The organism is Streptomyces sp. V4I8 (genome assembly GCF_041261225.1).
GTDB lineage: Bacteria > Actinomycetota > Actinomycetes > Streptomycetales > Streptomycetaceae > Streptomyces.
Genome location: NZ_JBGCCN010000001.1, coordinates 6,194,672 through 6,210,742 on the forward strand (window position 1 = coordinate 6,194,672; position 16,071 = coordinate 6,210,742).

At 70.4% G+C, this 16,071-nt stretch carries 13 protein-coding genes; 7 read left to right on the forward strand and 6 right to left on the reverse strand.

Annotated features, from left to right (window positions below; all coding sequences use genetic code 11):
• Window positions 1-46 precede the first annotated feature (46 nt).
• The 3 genes from ABIE67_RS28290 to ABIE67_RS28300 form a co-directional block, all read right to left on the reverse strand.
• The gene (locus tag ABIE67_RS28290) at window positions 47-739 is read right to left on the reverse strand and encodes an ester cyclase (RefSeq protein WP_370269020.1); all 693 of its coding nucleotides are present in this window, start codon (window positions 737-739) and stop codon (window positions 47-49) included.
• Window positions 740-860: 121 nt separating this feature from the next.
• Window positions 861-1,634, reverse strand: a complete 774-nt coding sequence (locus ABIE67_RS28295; protein WP_370263247.1) for an SDR family NAD(P)-dependent oxidoreductase — start codon at window positions 1,632-1,634, stop codon at window positions 861-863.
• A gap of 97 nt (window positions 1,635-1,731) precedes the next feature.
• Window positions 1,732-2,400, reverse strand: coding sequence for an MOSC domain-containing protein (locus ABIE67_RS28300; RefSeq protein ID WP_370263250.1), 669 nt, complete (start codon window positions 2,398-2,400; stop codon window positions 1,732-1,734).
• 82 nt (window positions 2,401-2,482) lie between these two features.
• Here ABIE67_RS28300 and ABIE67_RS28305 point away from each other — a divergent pair, with 82 nt between their 5' ends.
• Window positions 2,483-3,388 carry a LysR family transcriptional regulator gene (locus ABIE67_RS28305; protein WP_370263255.1) on the forward strand — a complete coding sequence of 302 codons (906 nt, stop codon included), beginning with the start codon at window positions 2,483-2,485 and terminating at the stop codon, window positions 3,386-3,388.
• Between the two features lie 80 nt (window positions 3,389-3,468).
• Here the strand turns inward: ABIE67_RS28305 and ABIE67_RS28310 are convergent, their stop codons facing one another.
• Window positions 3,469-3,798 carry a WhiB family transcriptional regulator gene (locus tag ABIE67_RS28310; RefSeq protein WP_370263259.1) on the reverse strand — a complete coding sequence of 110 codons (330 nt, stop codon included), beginning with the start codon at window positions 3,796-3,798 and terminating at the stop codon, window positions 3,469-3,471.
• A gap of 381 nt (window positions 3,799-4,179) precedes the next feature.
• Here ABIE67_RS28310 and ABIE67_RS28315 point away from each other — a divergent pair, with 381 nt between their 5' ends.
• From ABIE67_RS28315 to ABIE67_RS28330, 4 genes are all read left to right on the forward strand, one after another.
• Window positions 4,180-4,791: a response regulator transcription factor gene (locus ABIE67_RS28315; protein ID WP_003948568.1), complete on the forward strand. Its 612-nt coding sequence runs from the start codon at window positions 4,180-4,182 to the stop codon at window positions 4,789-4,791.
• A gap of 318 nt (window positions 4,792-5,109) precedes the next feature.
• Window positions 5,110-5,685, forward strand: coding sequence for a sigma-70 family RNA polymerase sigma factor (locus ABIE67_RS28320; RefSeq protein WP_048584838.1), 576 nt, complete (start codon window positions 5,110-5,112; stop codon window positions 5,683-5,685).
• Between the two features lie 140 nt (window positions 5,686-5,825).
• On the forward strand, window positions 5,826-7,328 hold the full coding sequence (guaB, locus tag ABIE67_RS28325; RefSeq protein ID WP_370263267.1) for an IMP dehydrogenase: 1,503 nt from the start codon (window positions 5,826-5,828) through the stop codon (window positions 7,326-7,328).
• A 118-nt stretch (window positions 7,329-7,446) separates the two neighbouring features.
• Entirely contained in the window at window positions 7,447-8,571 is a 1,125-nt protein-coding gene (locus ABIE67_RS28330; RefSeq protein ID WP_370263271.1) for a GuaB3 family IMP dehydrogenase-related protein, read from the forward strand.
• A gap of 676 nt (window positions 8,572-9,247) precedes the next feature.
• On the opposite strand, the gene ABIE67_RS28335 is transcribed toward ABIE67_RS28330, so the two are convergent.
• Window positions 9,248-10,456 carry a nucleotide sugar dehydrogenase gene (locus ABIE67_RS28335; protein WP_370263274.1) on the reverse strand — a complete coding sequence of 403 codons (1,209 nt, stop codon included), beginning with the start codon at window positions 10,454-10,456 and terminating at the stop codon, window positions 9,248-9,250.
• Between the two features lie 263 nt (window positions 10,457-10,719).
• On the opposite strand from ABIE67_RS28335, the gene ABIE67_RS28340 reads away from it, so the two are divergent.
• A complete protein-coding gene (locus tag ABIE67_RS28340) occupies window positions 10,720-12,426 on the forward strand; it encodes a glycerol-3-phosphate dehydrogenase/oxidase (RefSeq protein WP_370263276.1) in 1,707 nt (568 codons plus the stop codon).
• Window positions 12,427-12,539: 113 nt separating this feature from the next.
• On the opposite strand, the gene ABIE67_RS28345 is transcribed toward ABIE67_RS28340, so the two are convergent.
• Window positions 12,540-13,625 (reverse strand): serine hydrolase domain-containing protein, encoded by a 1,086-nt coding sequence (locus tag ABIE67_RS28345; protein ID WP_370269024.1) that lies wholly within the window; start codon window positions 13,623-13,625, stop codon window positions 12,540-12,542.
• Window positions 13,626-13,835: 210 nt separating this feature from the next.
• On the opposite strand from ABIE67_RS28345, the gene ABIE67_RS28350 reads away from it, so the two are divergent.
• Window positions 13,836-15,971, forward strand: coding sequence for a serine/threonine-protein kinase (locus ABIE67_RS28350; protein WP_370263281.1), 2,136 nt, complete (start codon window positions 13,836-13,838; stop codon window positions 15,969-15,971).
• Window positions 15,972-16,071 lie beyond the last annotated feature (100 nt).

Consider the following 16,071-nt stretch of genomic DNA (forward strand, 5'->3'; position numbering starts at 1 on the left):
GCCTCCGCACTCAGGTGCGGGAGCGGGGCCTTCCCCTTCGCGGGCGTCACTGACCGAGTACCCCCAGCTGCTCCAGCAGTCCCGCCCGGTCGTAGAGCCAGTGGCTCTCGCAGATCGCGCCGTCCCGGAACCGCTGCCAGGTCATGCCCTGCATGCTCACGTCCTGTCCGGTCGCCGGAATCCCCAGGAACTCGCCCTTGTGGCGCGCGACCCAGGTCCACCGGGTGCACACCTGGTCTCCCTGGGCCATCTGGTCGTCGATCCGGAAGGTGAAGTCGAAGGCGGCCCGCCACCCCTCGTACTGCTCGCGGATCCCGTCGATGCCCCGCACGGGCTGCGGGTAGGACGGGTCGTGATCCACGTAGTCGCGGGTGAGGTGGTCACCGATCCGCCCCGGCTCCATCTTGCCCATGGCCTCGAAGAAGGCCCGCGCGGCCAGGACGTTCAGCTGCTCGTCACGCACCACGTCCAGATCGGTGAACGTGGGTTCCTCGTCACAGAGCGCCACCATCTCCTGGAAGATCCGGTCGGTCTCGGGCAGGTTGGAGTTGCGCATCGCCTCCTCGTACGAGGCGAACTCCACGATCTCGATGAAGTGCGCCGGGTCGGACCGGTCCTTCCCGATGACGTCGTGCGTCGCGGTCCGCTTTCCCTTGGTCTGCTCGACCCACCTGTCCATCAGCCGGTTCATCTCGTCGAAACGGCTGGTCCTGCAGTCGATGAGCTGTACGAAGGTCATGGGCGTCGTCGCCTCCCGGCCCCCCTGGGTGCGGCTGGACAGCACCATTTTCCCCACTGCGACGGCCGTGCGCCTGTTCACCCGTGCCGTGCCCGCCGACTGCCTGCTGCGGCCCGTACTTCTACTGCGGCCCGTACTTCCGCCCCGTCTTCGAGCTGATCCCCCCGAGCATCCCCCGCGGGACCAGCTTCGCCGCCCCCATCAGCACCTTGTACCTGGGGTCCGGAATGGACAACGACCTGCCCCGGGCCAGGTCCTCCAGCGCCGTGGCCGCCACCTTGTCCGCGTCCAGCCACATCCACCCCGGGATGTTGTCCGTCCCCATCCCGGCCCGCTCATGGAACTCGGTCCGCACGAACCCCGGGCACAGCGCCATCAACCGCACCCCGCTCCCGGCCAGATCCCGCGCCGCCCCCTGGGTGAACTGCACGACCCACGCCTTGGACGCGCCGTACGTGCCGCGCGGTACGAAGGCCGCGACCGACGCGACGTTGACGACACCCCCGCGCCCCCGCTCCCGCATCGCCTCCGCCGCCGCCGAGGTCAGACGCAGTACGGCTTCGCAGTGCACCTTGAGCATCTTCAGCTCGTCGGCCATGGAGACGTCGAGATAACGGCCCTTGTTGCCGAAGCCGGCGTTGTTGATCAGCAGGTCGACGGGGTTCCGGCGGTCGCCGAGGCGGGCGGCGACCGTCTCGATGCCGGCGTCCTCCGCCAGGTCGGCCGTCAGCACCTTCGCCTCGATGCCGTGCCGGTCGTGCAGTTCGGTCGCCTGCTCCCGCAGCCGCTTGGTGTCCCGGGCCACCAGGACGAGGTCGTGCCCGTCAGCCGCCAGCCTCCGCGCGAACGCGGCGCCGATGCCCGCGGTCGATCCCGTAATCAATGCCGTTGTCATGGAGCAAGATTAGTGACCCGGACCCCGTGCATCCGTTTGCTGCACAGGCCCTCCCGATCAGTGAAGCCCGGGCGAAGGACCCTGCGATGAGCGCGCGTCAGACCCCGTGCTTCGCCACGTACTTCCGCGCCGCGTCCAGCGACTCCGGATGCAGCGCCGCCCCCGCCGCCAGCAGCCGCGGCAACAGCTTCCGCTCCGTCGTGACCGCCCGGAACTGCAGCGCCACCGTCACCTCGTGATCCGGACGGTGGATGATCTCCATCGGGTCGCCCGCCCGTATCTCACCCGGCTCGATCACCCGCAGATACGCGCCCGGCGCACCCTTCGCCGTGAACCGCTTCACCCACTGCCTCTCACCCAGATGGCCCTGGAACGTGGCACAGGGAATCCGCCCGCACGTCACCTCCAGCACCACCTCGGGCCCGATCCGCCAGCGCTCGCCGATCAGGGCGCCGGACACGTCCAGGCCGGACGTCGTGAGGTTCTCGCCGAACCCGCCGTTCCTCAGCGACCGCCCCAGCTCGCGCTCCCACGCGTCGAGGTCCTCGCGCGCCACCGCGTACACGGCCTGGTCGTCGCCGCCGTGGTGCTCCCTCTTGCACACCGCGTCCCCGGCCAGCCCACTTCCCCCGATGCCCTTGGGCCCGGGCGCCGCCACCCGCACCGGCCCCGCCACCGGCCGCTTGTCGATGCCGGTCACGGCATCGGGGTCATCCGTGTCCGGCACGGGCTTCGCCTGGCCCAGGTTCACTGAGAGAAGCTTCATGACGGGCACGGTAAGGGACGGCCCGCCAAAGTGTCGACGCATTATTCGGCGAGTGCCCCAAGGTTCGCTTATGCTCGGTTCCGTGCTCGAAGCCCGTCACCTCCGCGTCCTGCGCGCCGTCGCCGCCACCGGTTCCTTCTCCGCCGCCGGCCGCGAACTGGGCTGCACCCAGCCCGCCGTCAGCCAGCAGATGAAGGCCCTGGAAACCTCCGTCGGCACCCCTCTGCTGATCCGCAGCGGGCGCGAGATGCGGCTGACCCAGGCCGGTGAAGCCCTCGTGCGGCACGCCGCCGGGATCCTGTCGGGGCTGACGGCCGCCGAGGAGGAGGTCGCGGCCATCGCGGGGCTGCGCGCCGGGCGCGTCCGGCTCGTCTCCTTCCCCAGCGGCAGCTCCACCCTCGTGCCGACCGCCCTCGCCGCCCTGCGCGCCGCACACCCCGGCACCCGTGTCTCCCTGGAGGAGGCCGAGCCGCCGAACTCCGTCGAGCTGCTGCGCGAGGGTGACTGCGACGTGGCCCTCGCCTTCCGGTACGAGGGCGCCGCGGGCGCCGAGGAGTGGGACGACCTGGTCGTACGCCCCCTGCTGACGGACCGTCTCGTAGGCCTGGTCCCCGAACGGCACCGCCTCGCGCGCACCGCGTCCGCCGGGCCCGTCGCCATCGGGGAGCTCGCCGCCGAGCCGTGGATCGCCGGATGCCCGCGCTGCCGGGGACAGTTGATCGAGGTGTGCGAGAGCGCCGGCTTCACGCCCCGCATCGACTTCGCCACCGACGACTATCCGGCCGTCGTGGGCCTGGTGGGCGCCGGCCTGGGCGTGGCCGTCCTGCCCCAGCTCGCCGTCGAGTCCGTACGGCCGCGAGGGACGCGCATGGTGACGCTGGAACCGGCGGTCCGGCGGGAGATCGTGGCGCTCACGCTGCCCGACCTGGCGCAGGTGCCCGCCGTGGCGGCGACCCTCGACCAGCTGGCCCGAGCAGCCGCCCGCTAGCGAAGAATCCCCCGCGAAGAAGTCCCCCTGCGAAGAAGAAGGGCACGCGTACGCGTGCCCTTCCTTGCAGAAACGTTCCTTCAGGTGTGCGGTCCGGCTTCCCCGCTGGTCGTCGACGCCGACACCAGCCGGTTGCGCGCCCGCCCCATGAGCTCCTCGCGCTCGTCCTCGGTCAAGCCGCCCCAGACGCCGTACGGTTCGCGCACCGCCAGCGCGTGCGCCGCGCACTGCGCGCGGACCGGGCACCTCATGCAGACCTCCTTGGCCGAGTTCTCTCGAGCGCTCCGAGCCGCACCGCGCTCGCCCTCCGGATGAAAGAAGAGCGAGCTGTCCACCCCACGACAAGCAGCCAGCAGCTGCCAGTCCCACAGGTCCGCGTTCGGTCCGGGAAGGCGGGAGAAATCTGCCATTGCGTGACCCCTTGTAGCCGTTCTGGGCGGATACGGTGTCTACGACCGTACATCTACGATCTAAGAAGATGAAAATATGACTCATTGCGAATCTAGCCCCAAACGCCAGCAAACAGGAAGAAAAAGGGCTGAATGGGGCATGGGTTGTGATGAAAGGTTGAGGGTCCGTCGTACATGTCTGCCCCGTGTCCGCCCCCTCACGTAGAGTGCCGAAGGCGGCACATGCCCCCGTAACTCTTTCGAGTGACCGTCGTTGAGAGGGCGGAGGCGGTTGAAGGAACAAGGGCTCGGGCAGGCGTCCGAGACGGTCGACCGCACAGGTGACGATTTCGTACCAGCCTGGAGGCTCAAGGTGACGTGCATCAGCTGCGGAGGGCGGCCATGACATCCGTCCTCGTCTGCGACGACTCCCCGCTTGCCCGAGAGGCGCTTCGCCGCGCGGTCGCGACCGTGCCCGGCGTCGAGCGCGTGACGACGGCGGCCAACGGCGAGGAAGTCCTCCGCCGCTGGGGCGCCGACCGCTCGGACCTGATTCTGATGGACGTACGCATGCCCGGTCTGGGCGGCGTCGAGACCGTGCGGCGGCTGCTGTCCGCCGACCCAGGTGCGCGCATCATCATGCTCACCGTCGCCGAGGACCTGGACGGCGTGGCCCTCGCGGTCGCCGCCGGTGCCCGCGGCTATCTGCACAAGGACGCCTCGCGCGCGGAGTTGCGCGCGACGGTGACGCAGGCGCTGGCCGACCCGACCTGGCGTCTTGCCCCGCGGCGGCTGCGCTCCGCGGAGATGGGTGCCGCGCCGACGCTCACCGCGCGTGAGATCCAGGTGCTGGAGGGCATGAGCCACGGTCGCTCCAACGCCGAGATCGGTCGCGAGCTGTTCCTCTCCGAGGACACCGTGAAGACGCACGCTCGGCGGTTGTTCAAGAAGCTGGGTGCTTCGGACCGGGCCCACGCGGTGGCACTCGGGTTCCGCTGGGGTCTGGTTCGCTGAGAGCTCGGTCCTGCAGACCATTGCTGTGTGCGGGCCGTTTGTGGCTGGTCGCGCCCCCGCGGCGGAGCCGCACAATGTCTCGTCCCGCGCCCCTGACGGGGCGCGGTTGCGAGGCTGGTCAAGCGGCCCACTCGGCGCCCGCTGCTCGTTTCGGCGCGGATGCCGCATCCTTGAGGTGTGGAGTCTCTCGGGGACGAGTCGGTCGAGCGGAAGGGGAGGGCGCAGGGGATGAGTGCCGGCGCACCTGCTCATAACGCTTCGGTGCACAACAACGGGCGCGGTGCCACGGATGAATCGGCCGCAAGGCACCATGGACCGATGCGCGAGGACAAGACGACGGTGATCGGTGGGCTCGTTCACCGCGCCGTCGACGGGGATGAGCAGGCCACGCACGACCTGCTCGCCCATGTCCACCCCTTGGCGCTGCGCTACTGCCGCACCAGGCTGTCGCGCCTGCCGGGCGACGCCCGGCACTTCGTCGAGGACCTCGCCCAGGAGGTCTGCGTCGCCGTGCTCCTCGCGCTGCCGCGCTACAAGGACACCGGCCGCCCCTTCGAGGCGTTCGTCTTCGCCATCGCCGCGCACAAGGTGGCGGACCTCCAGCGGGCGGCGATGCGGCACCCCGGTTCCACGGCGGTTCCCTCGGACGAGATGCCCGAGCGCCCCGACGATTCGCTGGGCCCCGAGGAGCGGGCGCTGCTGAGCAGCGACGCCGAGTGGGCCAAGAAACTGCTGGCCAACCTGCCCGAGAACCAGCGGGAGCTGTTGCTGCTGAGGATCGCGGTGGGCCTGACCGCGGAGGAGACGGGTCAGATGTTGGGAATGTCACCCGGCGCGGTTCGGGTGGCCCAGCACCGGGCGCTGAGCAGGCTGCGGGCGCTGGCCGAGCAGTAGGCCGCCTTACTGAACGGGCGCGGCGCCGATTCCGTACGAACATACGAAGCCCGGAGCGGGTCCGCACCATGGAATTTGACAGCTCCGCTTCCCGTTAGCATGGACATCCGCACCGATCAAGGCCATTTGGGGAAGGTGTCATGACTGCAAACGTCGACGGAGTGCCCGGTAAATTCGCGACACTCGGGCTGACCTACGACGACGTGCTGCTGCTGCCGGGCGCATCCGAGGTGCTCCCCAACGCGGTCGACACCTCGTCCCGCATCTCCCGCAACGTCCGGGTGAACATCCCGCTGCTCTCTGCGGCCATGGACAAGGTGACCGAGTCCCGCATGGCCATCGCGATGGCCCGCCTCGGCGGCGTCGGCGTGCTGCACCGCAACCTCTCCGTCGAGGACCAGGTCAACCAGGTCGACCTGGTGAAGCGGTCCGAGTCCGGCATGGTCACCGACCCGATCACGGTGCACCCGGAGGCGACCCTCGCCGAGGCCGACGCCCTGTGCGCCAAGTTCCGCATCAGCGGTGTCCCGGTCACCGACCCGGCCGGCAAGCTCCTCGGCATCGTGACCAACCGCGACATGGCCTTCGAGTCGGACCGCACCCGTCAGGTGCGCGAGGTCATGACGCCGATGCCGCTGGTCACCGGCCAGGTCGGCATCTCCGGCACCGACGCGATGGACCTGCTGCGCAAGCACAAGATCGAGAAGCTGCCGCTCGTCGACGACTCGGGTGTCCTCAAGGGCCTGATCACCGTCAAGGACTTCGTGAAGGCGGAGAAGTACCCCAACGCCGCCAAGGACTCCGAGGGCCGTCTCCTCGTCGGTGCCGCCGTCGGTGCCAGCCCCGAGGCCCTGGAGCGCGCCCAGGCGCTCGCCGAGGCCGGTGTGGACTTCCTGGTCGTCGACACCTCGCACGGCCACAACAGCAACGCCCTCAGCTGGATGTCGAAGATCAAGTCCAGCGTCGGCGTCGACGTGATCGGCGGCAACGTCGCCACGCGCGACGGCGCCCAGGCGCTGATCGACGCCGGTGTCGACGGCATCAAGGTGGGCGTGGGCCCCGGCTCCATCTGTACGACCCGCGTGGTCGCCGGCATCGGCGTCCCGCAGGTCACCGCCATCTACGAGGCCTCCCTCGCCGCCCGCCCCGCGGGCATCCCGCTGATCGGTGACGGCGGCCTGCAGTACTCCGGCGACATCGGCAAGGCGCTCGCCGCCGGCGCCGACACCGTGATGCTGGGCTCGCTGCTCGCGGGCTGCGAGGAGTCGCCGGGCGAGCTGCAGTTCATCAACGGCAAGCAGTTCAAGTCGTACCGCGGCATGGGCTCGCTCGGTGCCATGCAGTCCCGTGGCCAGGGCAAGTCGTACTCGAAGGACCGCTACTTCCAGGCCGAGGTCGCCGCCGACGACAAGCTCGTGCCCGAGGGTATCGAGGGCCAGGTGCCCTACCGCGGCCCGCTGTCCAGCGTCCTGCACCAGCTCGTCGGCGGGCTGCGTCAGACCATGGGCTACGTTGGCGCGGCCACCATCGACGAGATGGAGTCCAAGGGCCGCTTCGTGCGGATCACCTCCGCGGGCCTCAAGGAGAGCCACCCGCACGACATCCAGATGACGGTCGAGGCGCCGAACTACAGCCGCAAGTAGGCATCGGTCTTCAGGCACGGTCCTTCAGGGGCGGTCCCGGAACCATCCGGGGCCGCCCCTGTCGTGCCCGTCGGCGATACTGGAAGACGCTGAAACGCATCAGGGAAAGGCCACAGACGTGACTGAGATCGAGATCGGGCGCGGCAAGCGCGGCCGCAGGGCGTACGCCTTCGACGACATCGCCGTCGTCCCGAGCCGCCGTACGCGGGACCCGAAGGAGGTCTCGATCGCCTGGCAGATCGACGCCTACCGCTTCGAGCTGCCCTTCCTGGCCGCCCCCATGGACTCGGTCGTCTCCCCGGCCACCGCGATCCGCATCGGCGAACTCGGCGGCCTCGGCGTGCTGAACCTCGAGGGCCTGTGGACGCGGTACGAGGACCCGCAGCCGCTGCTCGACGAGATCGCCGAGCTGCCCACCGAGGCCGCCACCCGCCGCCTCCAGGAGATCTACGCCGCTCCCATCAAGGAGGAGCTGATCGGGCAGCGCATCGAGGAGGTGCGCGACTCGGGCGTGGTCACGGCCGCCGCGCTCTCCCCGCAGCGCACGGCCCAGTTCTCCAAGGCGGTCGTCGACGCCGGCGTGGACATCTTCGTCATCCGGGGTACGACCGTCTCGGCGGAGCACGTCTCCGGTGCGGCCGAGCCGCTGAACCTGAAGCAGTTCATCTACGAGCTCGACGTCCCGGTGATCGTCGGCGGCTGCGCCACGTACACCGCGGCCCTGCACCTGATGCGCACCGGCGCGGCCGGCGTCCTGGTCGGCTTCGGCGGCGGCGCCGCGCACACCACGCGCAACGTCCTCGGCATCCGCGTCCCGATGGCCACGGCGGTCGCGGACGTGGCGGCGGCCCGCCGCGACTACATGGACGAGTCCGGCGGCCGGTACGTGCACGTGATCGCGGACGGTGGCGTGGGCTGGTCCGGTGACCTGCCGAAGGCGATCGCCTGCGGCGCCGACTCGGTGATGATGGGCTCCCCGCTCGCCCGCGCCACGGACGCGCCGGGCAAGGGCCACCACTGGGGCATGGAGGCCGTGAACGAGGAGCTGCCGCGAGGCAAGAAGGTGCACCTCGGGACGGTCGGCACGATCGAGGAGGTGCTGACGGGGCCGTCGCACACGCCGGACGGTTCGATGAACTTCTTCGGGGCGCTGCGGCGGGCCATGGCCACGACCGGGTACAGCGAGCTGAAGGAGTTCCAGCGGGTCGAGGTCGCGGTGGCGGATTCGCAGCACCAGCGGTAGCCGGTACGGCTACGGCCGATACGTCAGGGAAAGGCCGGTCACCCCGGGTGGGGTGACCGGCCCTTTTGCGTGCCCTGGCGTGCCCAAGTGGGGCTGGGTGGGGGCGTGTTGTGGGGGAGGGGGCGCGTAGTTGCGTTTGGGGCGGATGTGGGCTGAACGGGCGAGGAGAGTCGGTAGTGTCCGTGATCGGCGACCCGGTTCTCTGGGGCGCCCTCTTCCAAGGACACGGTCCGGACCCCGCCCTCGGGGCCCGGCCCGAACTCCAATGAACCGTCCACCGGGTTACTGGGCGGATTCATGGAAGGGGGCGCACCCATGGGTCGTCACCGCAAGCCCACTCGCTGGGACCGCACTTGGCTTCGGCTGGTGAAGTTCCGGAGGAGGTGTCTTGTGGATTCACAGCTGGTGAGCGGCCGCCCCCACGAAGCCTAGGGGCGGACACCCGTGAATCAGCTAGGAGCCCGCTGCAGCACCCACTGCGGTGGGCTCCACCTTTTGGTGGGCTGGTTGAGCGGCCGCCCCTATAGAGACTAGGGGCGGAAACCCGTGAATCAGCTCGGAGCCTAAGCAGTACTGCATGACCCTCTGCATCGGACTCCACCTGCTCCACACGGTACCGGCGCAGCATGCCCCACGCCACCAACCCCGGTGGCTCACGCACCCCACGCGCCCCCCGTCACAACCGATGCGCCGCCCCCGTAGGCGTAGCCCCCCGCGTGTCCAGCAACAGCTGCGCCTTCACCGACAGCCCCTGAAGGTCGTACCTCCGGTGCTGCTGGAGCAGGATCGTCAGGTCGGCGTCGGCGGCGGACTCGTACAGGGAGTCCGCGCGCGGGACGGGGCGGTCGAGGATGTTCCAGGACGGGATGTGCGGGTCGTGGTAGCTGAGGGAGGCGCCCAGCCGCATCAGGCGGACCGCGACCTCCTCGGCGGGCGTGGACTGCTGGTCGGCGAGGTCGGGCTTGTAGGTGACGCCGAGGAGGAGGATGCGGGCGCCGCGCGCGGACTTGCCGTGCTCGTTGAGGAGGGCGGCGGCGCGCTGGACGACGTACTGGGGCATCTGGCTGTTGACCTGCTGGGCCAGTTCGACCATGCGCAGGGTGCGGCCCGCGTGGGCGGTGAGGTCCTGGGGGACGGCGTGGCCGCCGACGCCGGGGCCGGGACGGAAGGCATGGAAGCCGAAGGGCTTGGTCTCCGCGCAGCGGATGACGTCCCACAGGTCGACGCCCATGTCGTGGCAGAGGACGGCCATTTCGTTGACCAGGGCGATGTTGACGTGCCGGAAGTTGGTCTCCAGGACCTGCACGGTCTCCGCCTCGCGCGGGCCACGCGCGCGTACCACCTTGTCGGTGAGGCGGCCGTAGAAGGCGGCGGCCGACTCGGTGCAGGCGGGTGTGAGGCCGCCGATCACCTTGGGGGTGTTGGTGGGGGTGAAGTCGCGGTTGCCGGGGTCGATGCGACTGGGGGAGTAGGCCAGGTGGAAGTCGCGGCCGGCGACCATCCCCGAGCCCTCTTCGAGGAGGGGTCGCAGGACGTTCTCGGTGGTGCCCGGGGGGACGGGCGACTCCAGGATGACGGTGGTGTGCGGGCGCAGCCGGGCGGCCAGGGTGCGGGCGGCCGCCTCCACCTGGCTCAGGTCGAGCCCGCCGTCCGCGCCGCGCGGGGTGGGTGCGCAGATGACGGCGGTGCGTACGCGGCCGAGCTCGGCGGGGCTGGTGGCGTGCCGGAAGCCCCCCGAGAGCATCCGGCGCAGTTCCGCGGGGCTGAGGGAGGCGGCCTCGGGCCCGGTCCGGTAACCGAGCGTGGGGATGCCGGCCGCGACGGCGGCCTTGGCCAGCGGCAGGCCGTACGGGCCGAGTCCGATGACGGCGAGATCTGCGGGCATGGCGTGGGCCGTCCTTCCCAGTAACCGAAGTGGGGCAGGTGCGCAAGCCCTGTGGACAGATCGAGGGAGCGCAATGTCAGACTAGGAGTAAATATGACCGATTTGCGGCATTGAATGATCGCGTTTCCGTGAGTGTTGTCCACAGGCTGAGGGCGCGTGGTGGCTGAAGTCGGGCAACCCGGTCAGAATTTTGGGCAGGGGAGGTACGAAGCGGGCTTCGCCCGACGGGTGCGGCCTACGCGACCGATGAGCGGGAGGCAGCGGTGAGGACAGCGACACTGGGGCCGGCGGAGCGCGCCGAGTCACTGGCAGCAATGGCCGAGCGTGAGCTGGACCTACTGGTCGTGGGCGCCGGCGTCGTGGGCGCGGGCACCGCCCTCGACGCGGCGACCCGCGGACTGTCCACCGGCCTGGTCGAGGCCCGTGACTGGGCGTCGGGCACCTCCAGCAGGTCGAGCAAGCTGATCCACGGCGGCCTGCGCTATCTGGAGATGCTCGACTTCGCACTCGTACGCGAGGCACTGAAGGAACGCGGACTGCTGGTGTCCCGGCTGGCCCCGCACCTCGTGAAACCGGTGCCCTTCCTGTATCCGCTGCAGTACAAGGGCTGGGAGCGCCTGTACGCCGGTTCGGGTGTCCTGCTCTACGACATCATGTCGATGGCCCGCAGCCACGGGCGGGGCATGCCCCTGCACCGCCATCTGAGCCGCCGTCACGCCCTGCGCATCGCCCCCGCCCTGAAGAAGGACGCACTGGTCGGCGCGCTGCAGTACTACGACGCCCAGATGGACGACGCCCGCTATGTGGCCACCCTCGTGCGCACAGCCGCGGCGTACGGCGCGAAAGTGGCCAACCGCGCGCGGGTGACCGGGTTCCTGCGCGAGGGTGAACGCGTCGTCGGGGCCCGGGTGCAGGACGTCGAGGCGGGCGGGGAGTACGAGATCCGCGCCAAGCAGATCGTCAACGCGACCGGTGTGTGGACCGACGACACCCAGTCGATGGTGGGGGAGCGCGGCCAGTTCCACGTGCGCGCCTCCAAGGGCATTCACCTGGTCGTGCCCAAGGACCGCATCCACTCCACGACGGGGCTGATCCTGCGCACCGAGAAGTCGGTGCTGTTCGTCATCCCCTGGGGCCGGCACTGGATCGTCGGCACCACCGACACCGACTGGGACCTCGACAAGGCACACCCGGCCGCGTCCAGCGCCGACATCGACTACCTGCTGGACCACGTGAACTCGGTGCTCGCGGTGCCGCTGACACGGGACGACGTGGAGGGCGTGTACGCGGGCCTGCGGCCACTGCTCGCCGGTGAGTCGGACGCCACCAGCAAGCTGTCGCGCGAGCACACCGTGGCCCATCCCGTGCCCGGACTCGTCGTCGTGGCGGGCGGCAAGTACACGACGTACCGGGTGATGGCCAAGGACGCGGTGGACGCGGCGGTGCACGGGCTCGACATGCGGGTCGCCGAGTGCGTCACGGAGGACATTCCGCTGCTGGGCGCGGAGGGGTACCGGGCGCTGTGGAACGCGCGTGCGCGGATCGCGGCGCGTACGGGCATTCATGTGGTGCGGGTGGAGCACCTGCTGAACCGGTACGGATCGATGGCGGAGGAGGTGCTCGAACTCATCGCCGCCGATCCCACGCTGGGCGAGCCCCTGCAGTCCGCCGACGACTATCTGCGCGCCGAGATCGTCTACGCCGCCTCGCACGAGGGGGCGCGCCACCTGGACGACGTGCTGACGCGGCGTACGCGCATCTCGATCGAGACGTTCGACCGGGGGACGCGGTGCGCGCGCGAGGCGGCCGACCTGATGGCACCGGTGCTGGGCTGGGACAAGGACCACATCGACCGCGAGATCCAGCACTACGAGAAGCGGGTGGAGGCCGAGCGGGAGTCGCAGCGGCAGCCGGACGATCTGACGGCGGACGCGGCGCGGTTGGGGGCGCCGGACATCGTGCCCTTGTAGTGCGCCCGTGGTGCGTCCGCGGCCGGAGCTGGTGATCGCCGATCGCGCCGAAGGGCGGAGCGCCACTCGAACGGGTGATGGAAGACGGGATCTCCGCTCGAATGCCGGCCGTTCTACTTGGTGCGAGGGCAGAACTCGGCGGCGAGCAGCCGGGGTTCGAGACCGGGATCCGCTATCGCCGTCGTGTTCACCCGGAAGGTCAGGACACGACGACCGCCGACGGTGGCTGCGGAGCGCACGTAGCTGCCGGAAATGCGCCCGTTGTGCCCCCAGACGACGGTGCCGCACGGCAGTTTCAAGGGGAAGAGTCCCATGCCGTACGAGCCATGCGCGGCACGGGTGTCGAGCATCTCGCGCAGCCAGCGCGGGGGCATCAGACGGCCGCCGAGCAGCGCGGCGTAGAAGCGGTCGAGGTCGGCGAGCGTGGTCACCAGCTCGCCCGAGGCGCCGGCCACCCGCGGGTCGAGTTCGGTGACATCGGTTCCGTCGGTGGCGTAGGCGCGGCCGTGCGGAGAGGGCAGAGAGGTGCGGGATCCAGGGAAGGAGGTGCCGGTCAGACCCAGCGGAGCGATGACGCGGCGCTCGGCCTCGGCGGCGTAGGAGCGGCCGGTGACGTGCTCGATGACCAGGCCGAGCAGGACGTAGTTGGTGTTCGAGTAGGAGAAGCTGCCGGGGTCGGCAGGGGGGTGGGTGAGTGCGATGCGCACGGCCTGAAGGGGCGTGAGGGGGACGGCACCTCCGGTCGCGGCGGCGAAGTCGTACAGGCCGCTGGTGTGGGTCAGCAGGGAACGAAGGGTCAGCGCGCGCCCGTCGTTGCCCGCCCCGCGCACCAGGCCCGGCAGATACCGCTCGACCGGGTCGGAGAGGGACAGCCGTCGCTCGGCGGCCAGTTGCAGGACGACCGTCGCGATGAAGGTCTTGGTGATGCTGCCGGCGCGGAAGTGGTCGGTGCGGGCGATGCCCTGGCCGGCCCGGGCGTAGTGGGTGCCGGTCCTCCCGCGGGCCAGCAGGGCCGCGGCGGGGGCCTTGCCCCGGGTGACCAGCCGGGGCAGGAGGGAGTCCGTCGCCTGTGCGGTGGAGGACGACGAGGCGGTGCGTGCCGACGAGGAGGTGGAGGACGGGCCGAGGAGTGCCGGGGCCAGCAGACCGAGGAGCGTCAGGGCCACCGGAAGGGCCACCAGGGCCCGGAGCAGGGGCATCGCCGGTCGTGCCATGCGGGTTCCTTCCCTTGTCGCGGCTCATCATGCCGGGCAAGCGGAACACGTGATTCACCGGGCCTCGGGTGCGCCGGGGCCGCAGAGCCCGGTCCGTGCGGTCGGCTGGCGGGGCCTGGGGCACCCTGGGCGTCGGGCACTTGTCGGGTGAGAGACAATGGAGGCTCTGTCAGGGCGGGTTGTATGAGGGGACGCATGTCGGAGGCGGAGCGGGCGGGGACATCTCGTCAGGACACTCGGCAGGACGACCGCGAGCGTCTCCTCGCGGGGCGGTACCGGCTGGGCGGAGTGCTCGGCCGGGGCGGCATGGGCACGGTGTGGCGTGCCGTGGACGAGACGCTCGGGCGGACCGTCGCCGTCAAGGAGCTGCGGTTCCCCTCGAACATCGACGAGGAGGAGAAGCGGCGGCTGATCACGCGCACGTTGCGTGAGGCCAAGGCGATCGCGCGGATCCGCAACAACAGTGCGGTGACGGTGTTCGACGTGGTCGAAGAGGACGACCGGCCGTGGATCGTGATGGAGCTCGTCGAGGGCAAGTCGCTCGCCGAGGTCATCCGGGAGGACGGTCTCCTGGAGCCCAAGCGGGCGGCCGAGGTCGGCCTGGCCGTGCTCGACGTGCTGCGGTCCGCGCACCGCGAGGGCATCCTGCACCGTGACGTGAAGCCGTCGAACGTTCTCTTGGAGTCCGACACCGACCGCGTCGTCCTCACCGACTTCGGTATCGCCCAGGTCGAGGGCGACCCCTCCATCACCTCGACCGGCATGCTCGTCGGTGCGCCCTCCTACATCTCCCCGGAGCGGGCCCGCGGCCACAAGCCGGGCCCCGCGGCCGACCTCTGGTCGCTGGGCGGGCTGTTGTACGCGTCGGTCGAGGGGGTGCCGCCGTACGACAAGGGCTCCGCGATCGCCACGCTCACGGCGGTGATGACCGAGCCGATGGAGGAGCCGAAGAACGCGGGACCGCTGAGGGACGTCATCTACGGCCTGCTCACCAAGGACCCCGAGAAGCGGCTCGACGACGCCGGTGCGCGGGCGATGCTCAACGCCGTCATCCACGCACCCGAGCGCAAGGCCGAGCCGGAGCCGGTGGACGCGACGAAGGTCGTGCCGCTGCCGCCGCAGCCCGATGGGCCCGAGGGCAAGGGCCGTTCGGGGGCCGGGGCCGGGAGCAAGCGGGGCGAAGAAGCCGGGGAGCGGTTGCGCGGGGCGCTGCGGTCCGTGCGGAAGGCCGCGGCGAGCGCGGGAGCGGCCGGGGCGGCTGCCGCTCGTACCAAGTCCGGGGGCGAGACGGTTGTTTCGGAGTCCGGTGGGGCAGCGGCGGCCGGTGGGGCGTCCACGGGAGTGGGCCGGGCCGGGACGTCGTCGAAGGCCGGGAGTTCCGGGCGGGCTTCTGGTGCCGGGGCGGCGGGAGCGGCTGCCGGTGCTGGAGCCGGTGCCGGTGCCGGTGCCGATGACCGTGCCGGTGAGCGGGACGCGGAGTCGGCGAACGGGCAGAGTGGGGGCCGGAGTTCCGGGTGGCCCGTGATGACGCCGCCGGATCTGCCGCCGCGGCCCGTGCCGAGGGCGCCGCTCACCGATGTGGTGCCGAAGCGGACGTTGGTGATCATCGCGGTGGCCGTGGCGCTCGTCGTGCTCGGTGTGGTGCTGGCCCTCACGCTCGGCGACGACGGCGACTCGAAGGCTTCGGCTAGCGGCGGGGGCAAGGCTTCCGCCAAGGCCAGTGCCAGTGCCGACACCAAGACGGACGAGGACGACGGTACGCGGGCGGACGGCGAGAAGTCCGCGTCCGCGACGACCGGGTCGGGGTCCGGCGCGGGGGACGAGAGCGGGAAGACGCCGAGTGCCGGGGCGAGCGCGACCGGCGGAAGCGGTGCCGGGGCGGGGTCCGGGGGCGACAGCAAGGTCGTGTCGACCCACAAGGGGAGCCAGGGGTACTCGATCGGGCTGCCCGAGGGGTGGAAGCTCCAGTCCACGGATTCCGCGGGTGACCGGTTCACCGGGCCCGACGGGCAGAAGCTGCTCGTCGCCTGGACGTCCACGCCGAAGGGCGACCCGGTGACGGACTGGAAGAACCAGGAGCGCGGCATGGTGCGCTCGCAGTACAAGAGGATCCGTATAGAGGAGGTGGACTACCGCGGCTGGAACACCGCTGACTGGGAGTTCACCTATGTCGAGGGCGGTACGAAGTACCGGACGATCGACCGCGGCTTCGTGGTGAACGACCATCTCGGACATGCGCTGATGTACACCGCGAAAGCTTCGAATTGGGACAGTGACCTGCGTAAGGACACATGGAAGACGCTGACGGATTCGTTCAAGCCGAAGTCATGACGTGAGCGGAATTCGGTTTGGGCTCGCGGCGGCCGGGATTGAGGCGTGAGATCCGGCAACCCCTCTTGGTGAGTTGCCTCCGGCACGTATCGTGAGTGCT

Excerpts from the sequence above, each read along its gene's own strand:
- ABIE67_RS28290 (WP_370269020.1), bottom strand. The coding sequence starts at position 739 with ATGACCTTCGTACAGCTCATCGACTGCAGGACCAGCCGTTTCGACGAG.
- ABIE67_RS28295 (WP_370263247.1), bottom strand. The coding sequence starts at position 1,634 with ATGACAACGGCATTGATTACGGGATCGACCGCGGGCATCGGCGCCGCG.
- ABIE67_RS28300 (WP_370263250.1), bottom strand. The coding sequence starts at position 2,400 with ATGAAGCTTCTCTCAGTGAACCTGGGCCAGGCGAAGCCCGTGCCGGAC.
- ABIE67_RS28310 (WP_370263259.1), bottom strand. The coding sequence starts at position 3,798 with ATGGCAGATTTCTCCCGCCTTCCCGGACCGAACGCGGACCTGTGGGAC.
- ABIE67_RS28315 (WP_003948568.1), top strand. The coding sequence starts at position 4,180 with ATGACATCCGTCCTCGTCTGCGACGACTCCCCGCTTGCCCGAGAGGCG.
- ABIE67_RS28320 (WP_048584838.1), top strand. The coding sequence starts at position 5,110 with ATGCGCGAGGACAAGACGACGGTGATCGGTGGGCTCGTTCACCGCGCC.
- guaB (WP_370263267.1), top strand. The coding sequence starts at position 5,826 with ATGACTGCAAACGTCGACGGAGTGCCCGGTAAATTCGCGACACTCGGG.
- ABIE67_RS28335 (WP_370263274.1), bottom strand. The coding sequence starts at position 10,456 with ATGCCCGCAGATCTCGCCGTCATCGGACTCGGCCCGTACGGCCTGCCG.
- ABIE67_RS28345 (WP_370269024.1), bottom strand. The coding sequence starts at position 13,625 with ATGCCCCTGCTCCGGGCCCTGGTGGCCCTTCCGGTGGCCCTGACGCTC.
- ABIE67_RS28350 (WP_370263281.1), top strand. The coding sequence starts at position 13,836 with ATGTCGGAGGCGGAGCGGGCGGGGACATCTCGTCAGGACACTCGGCAG.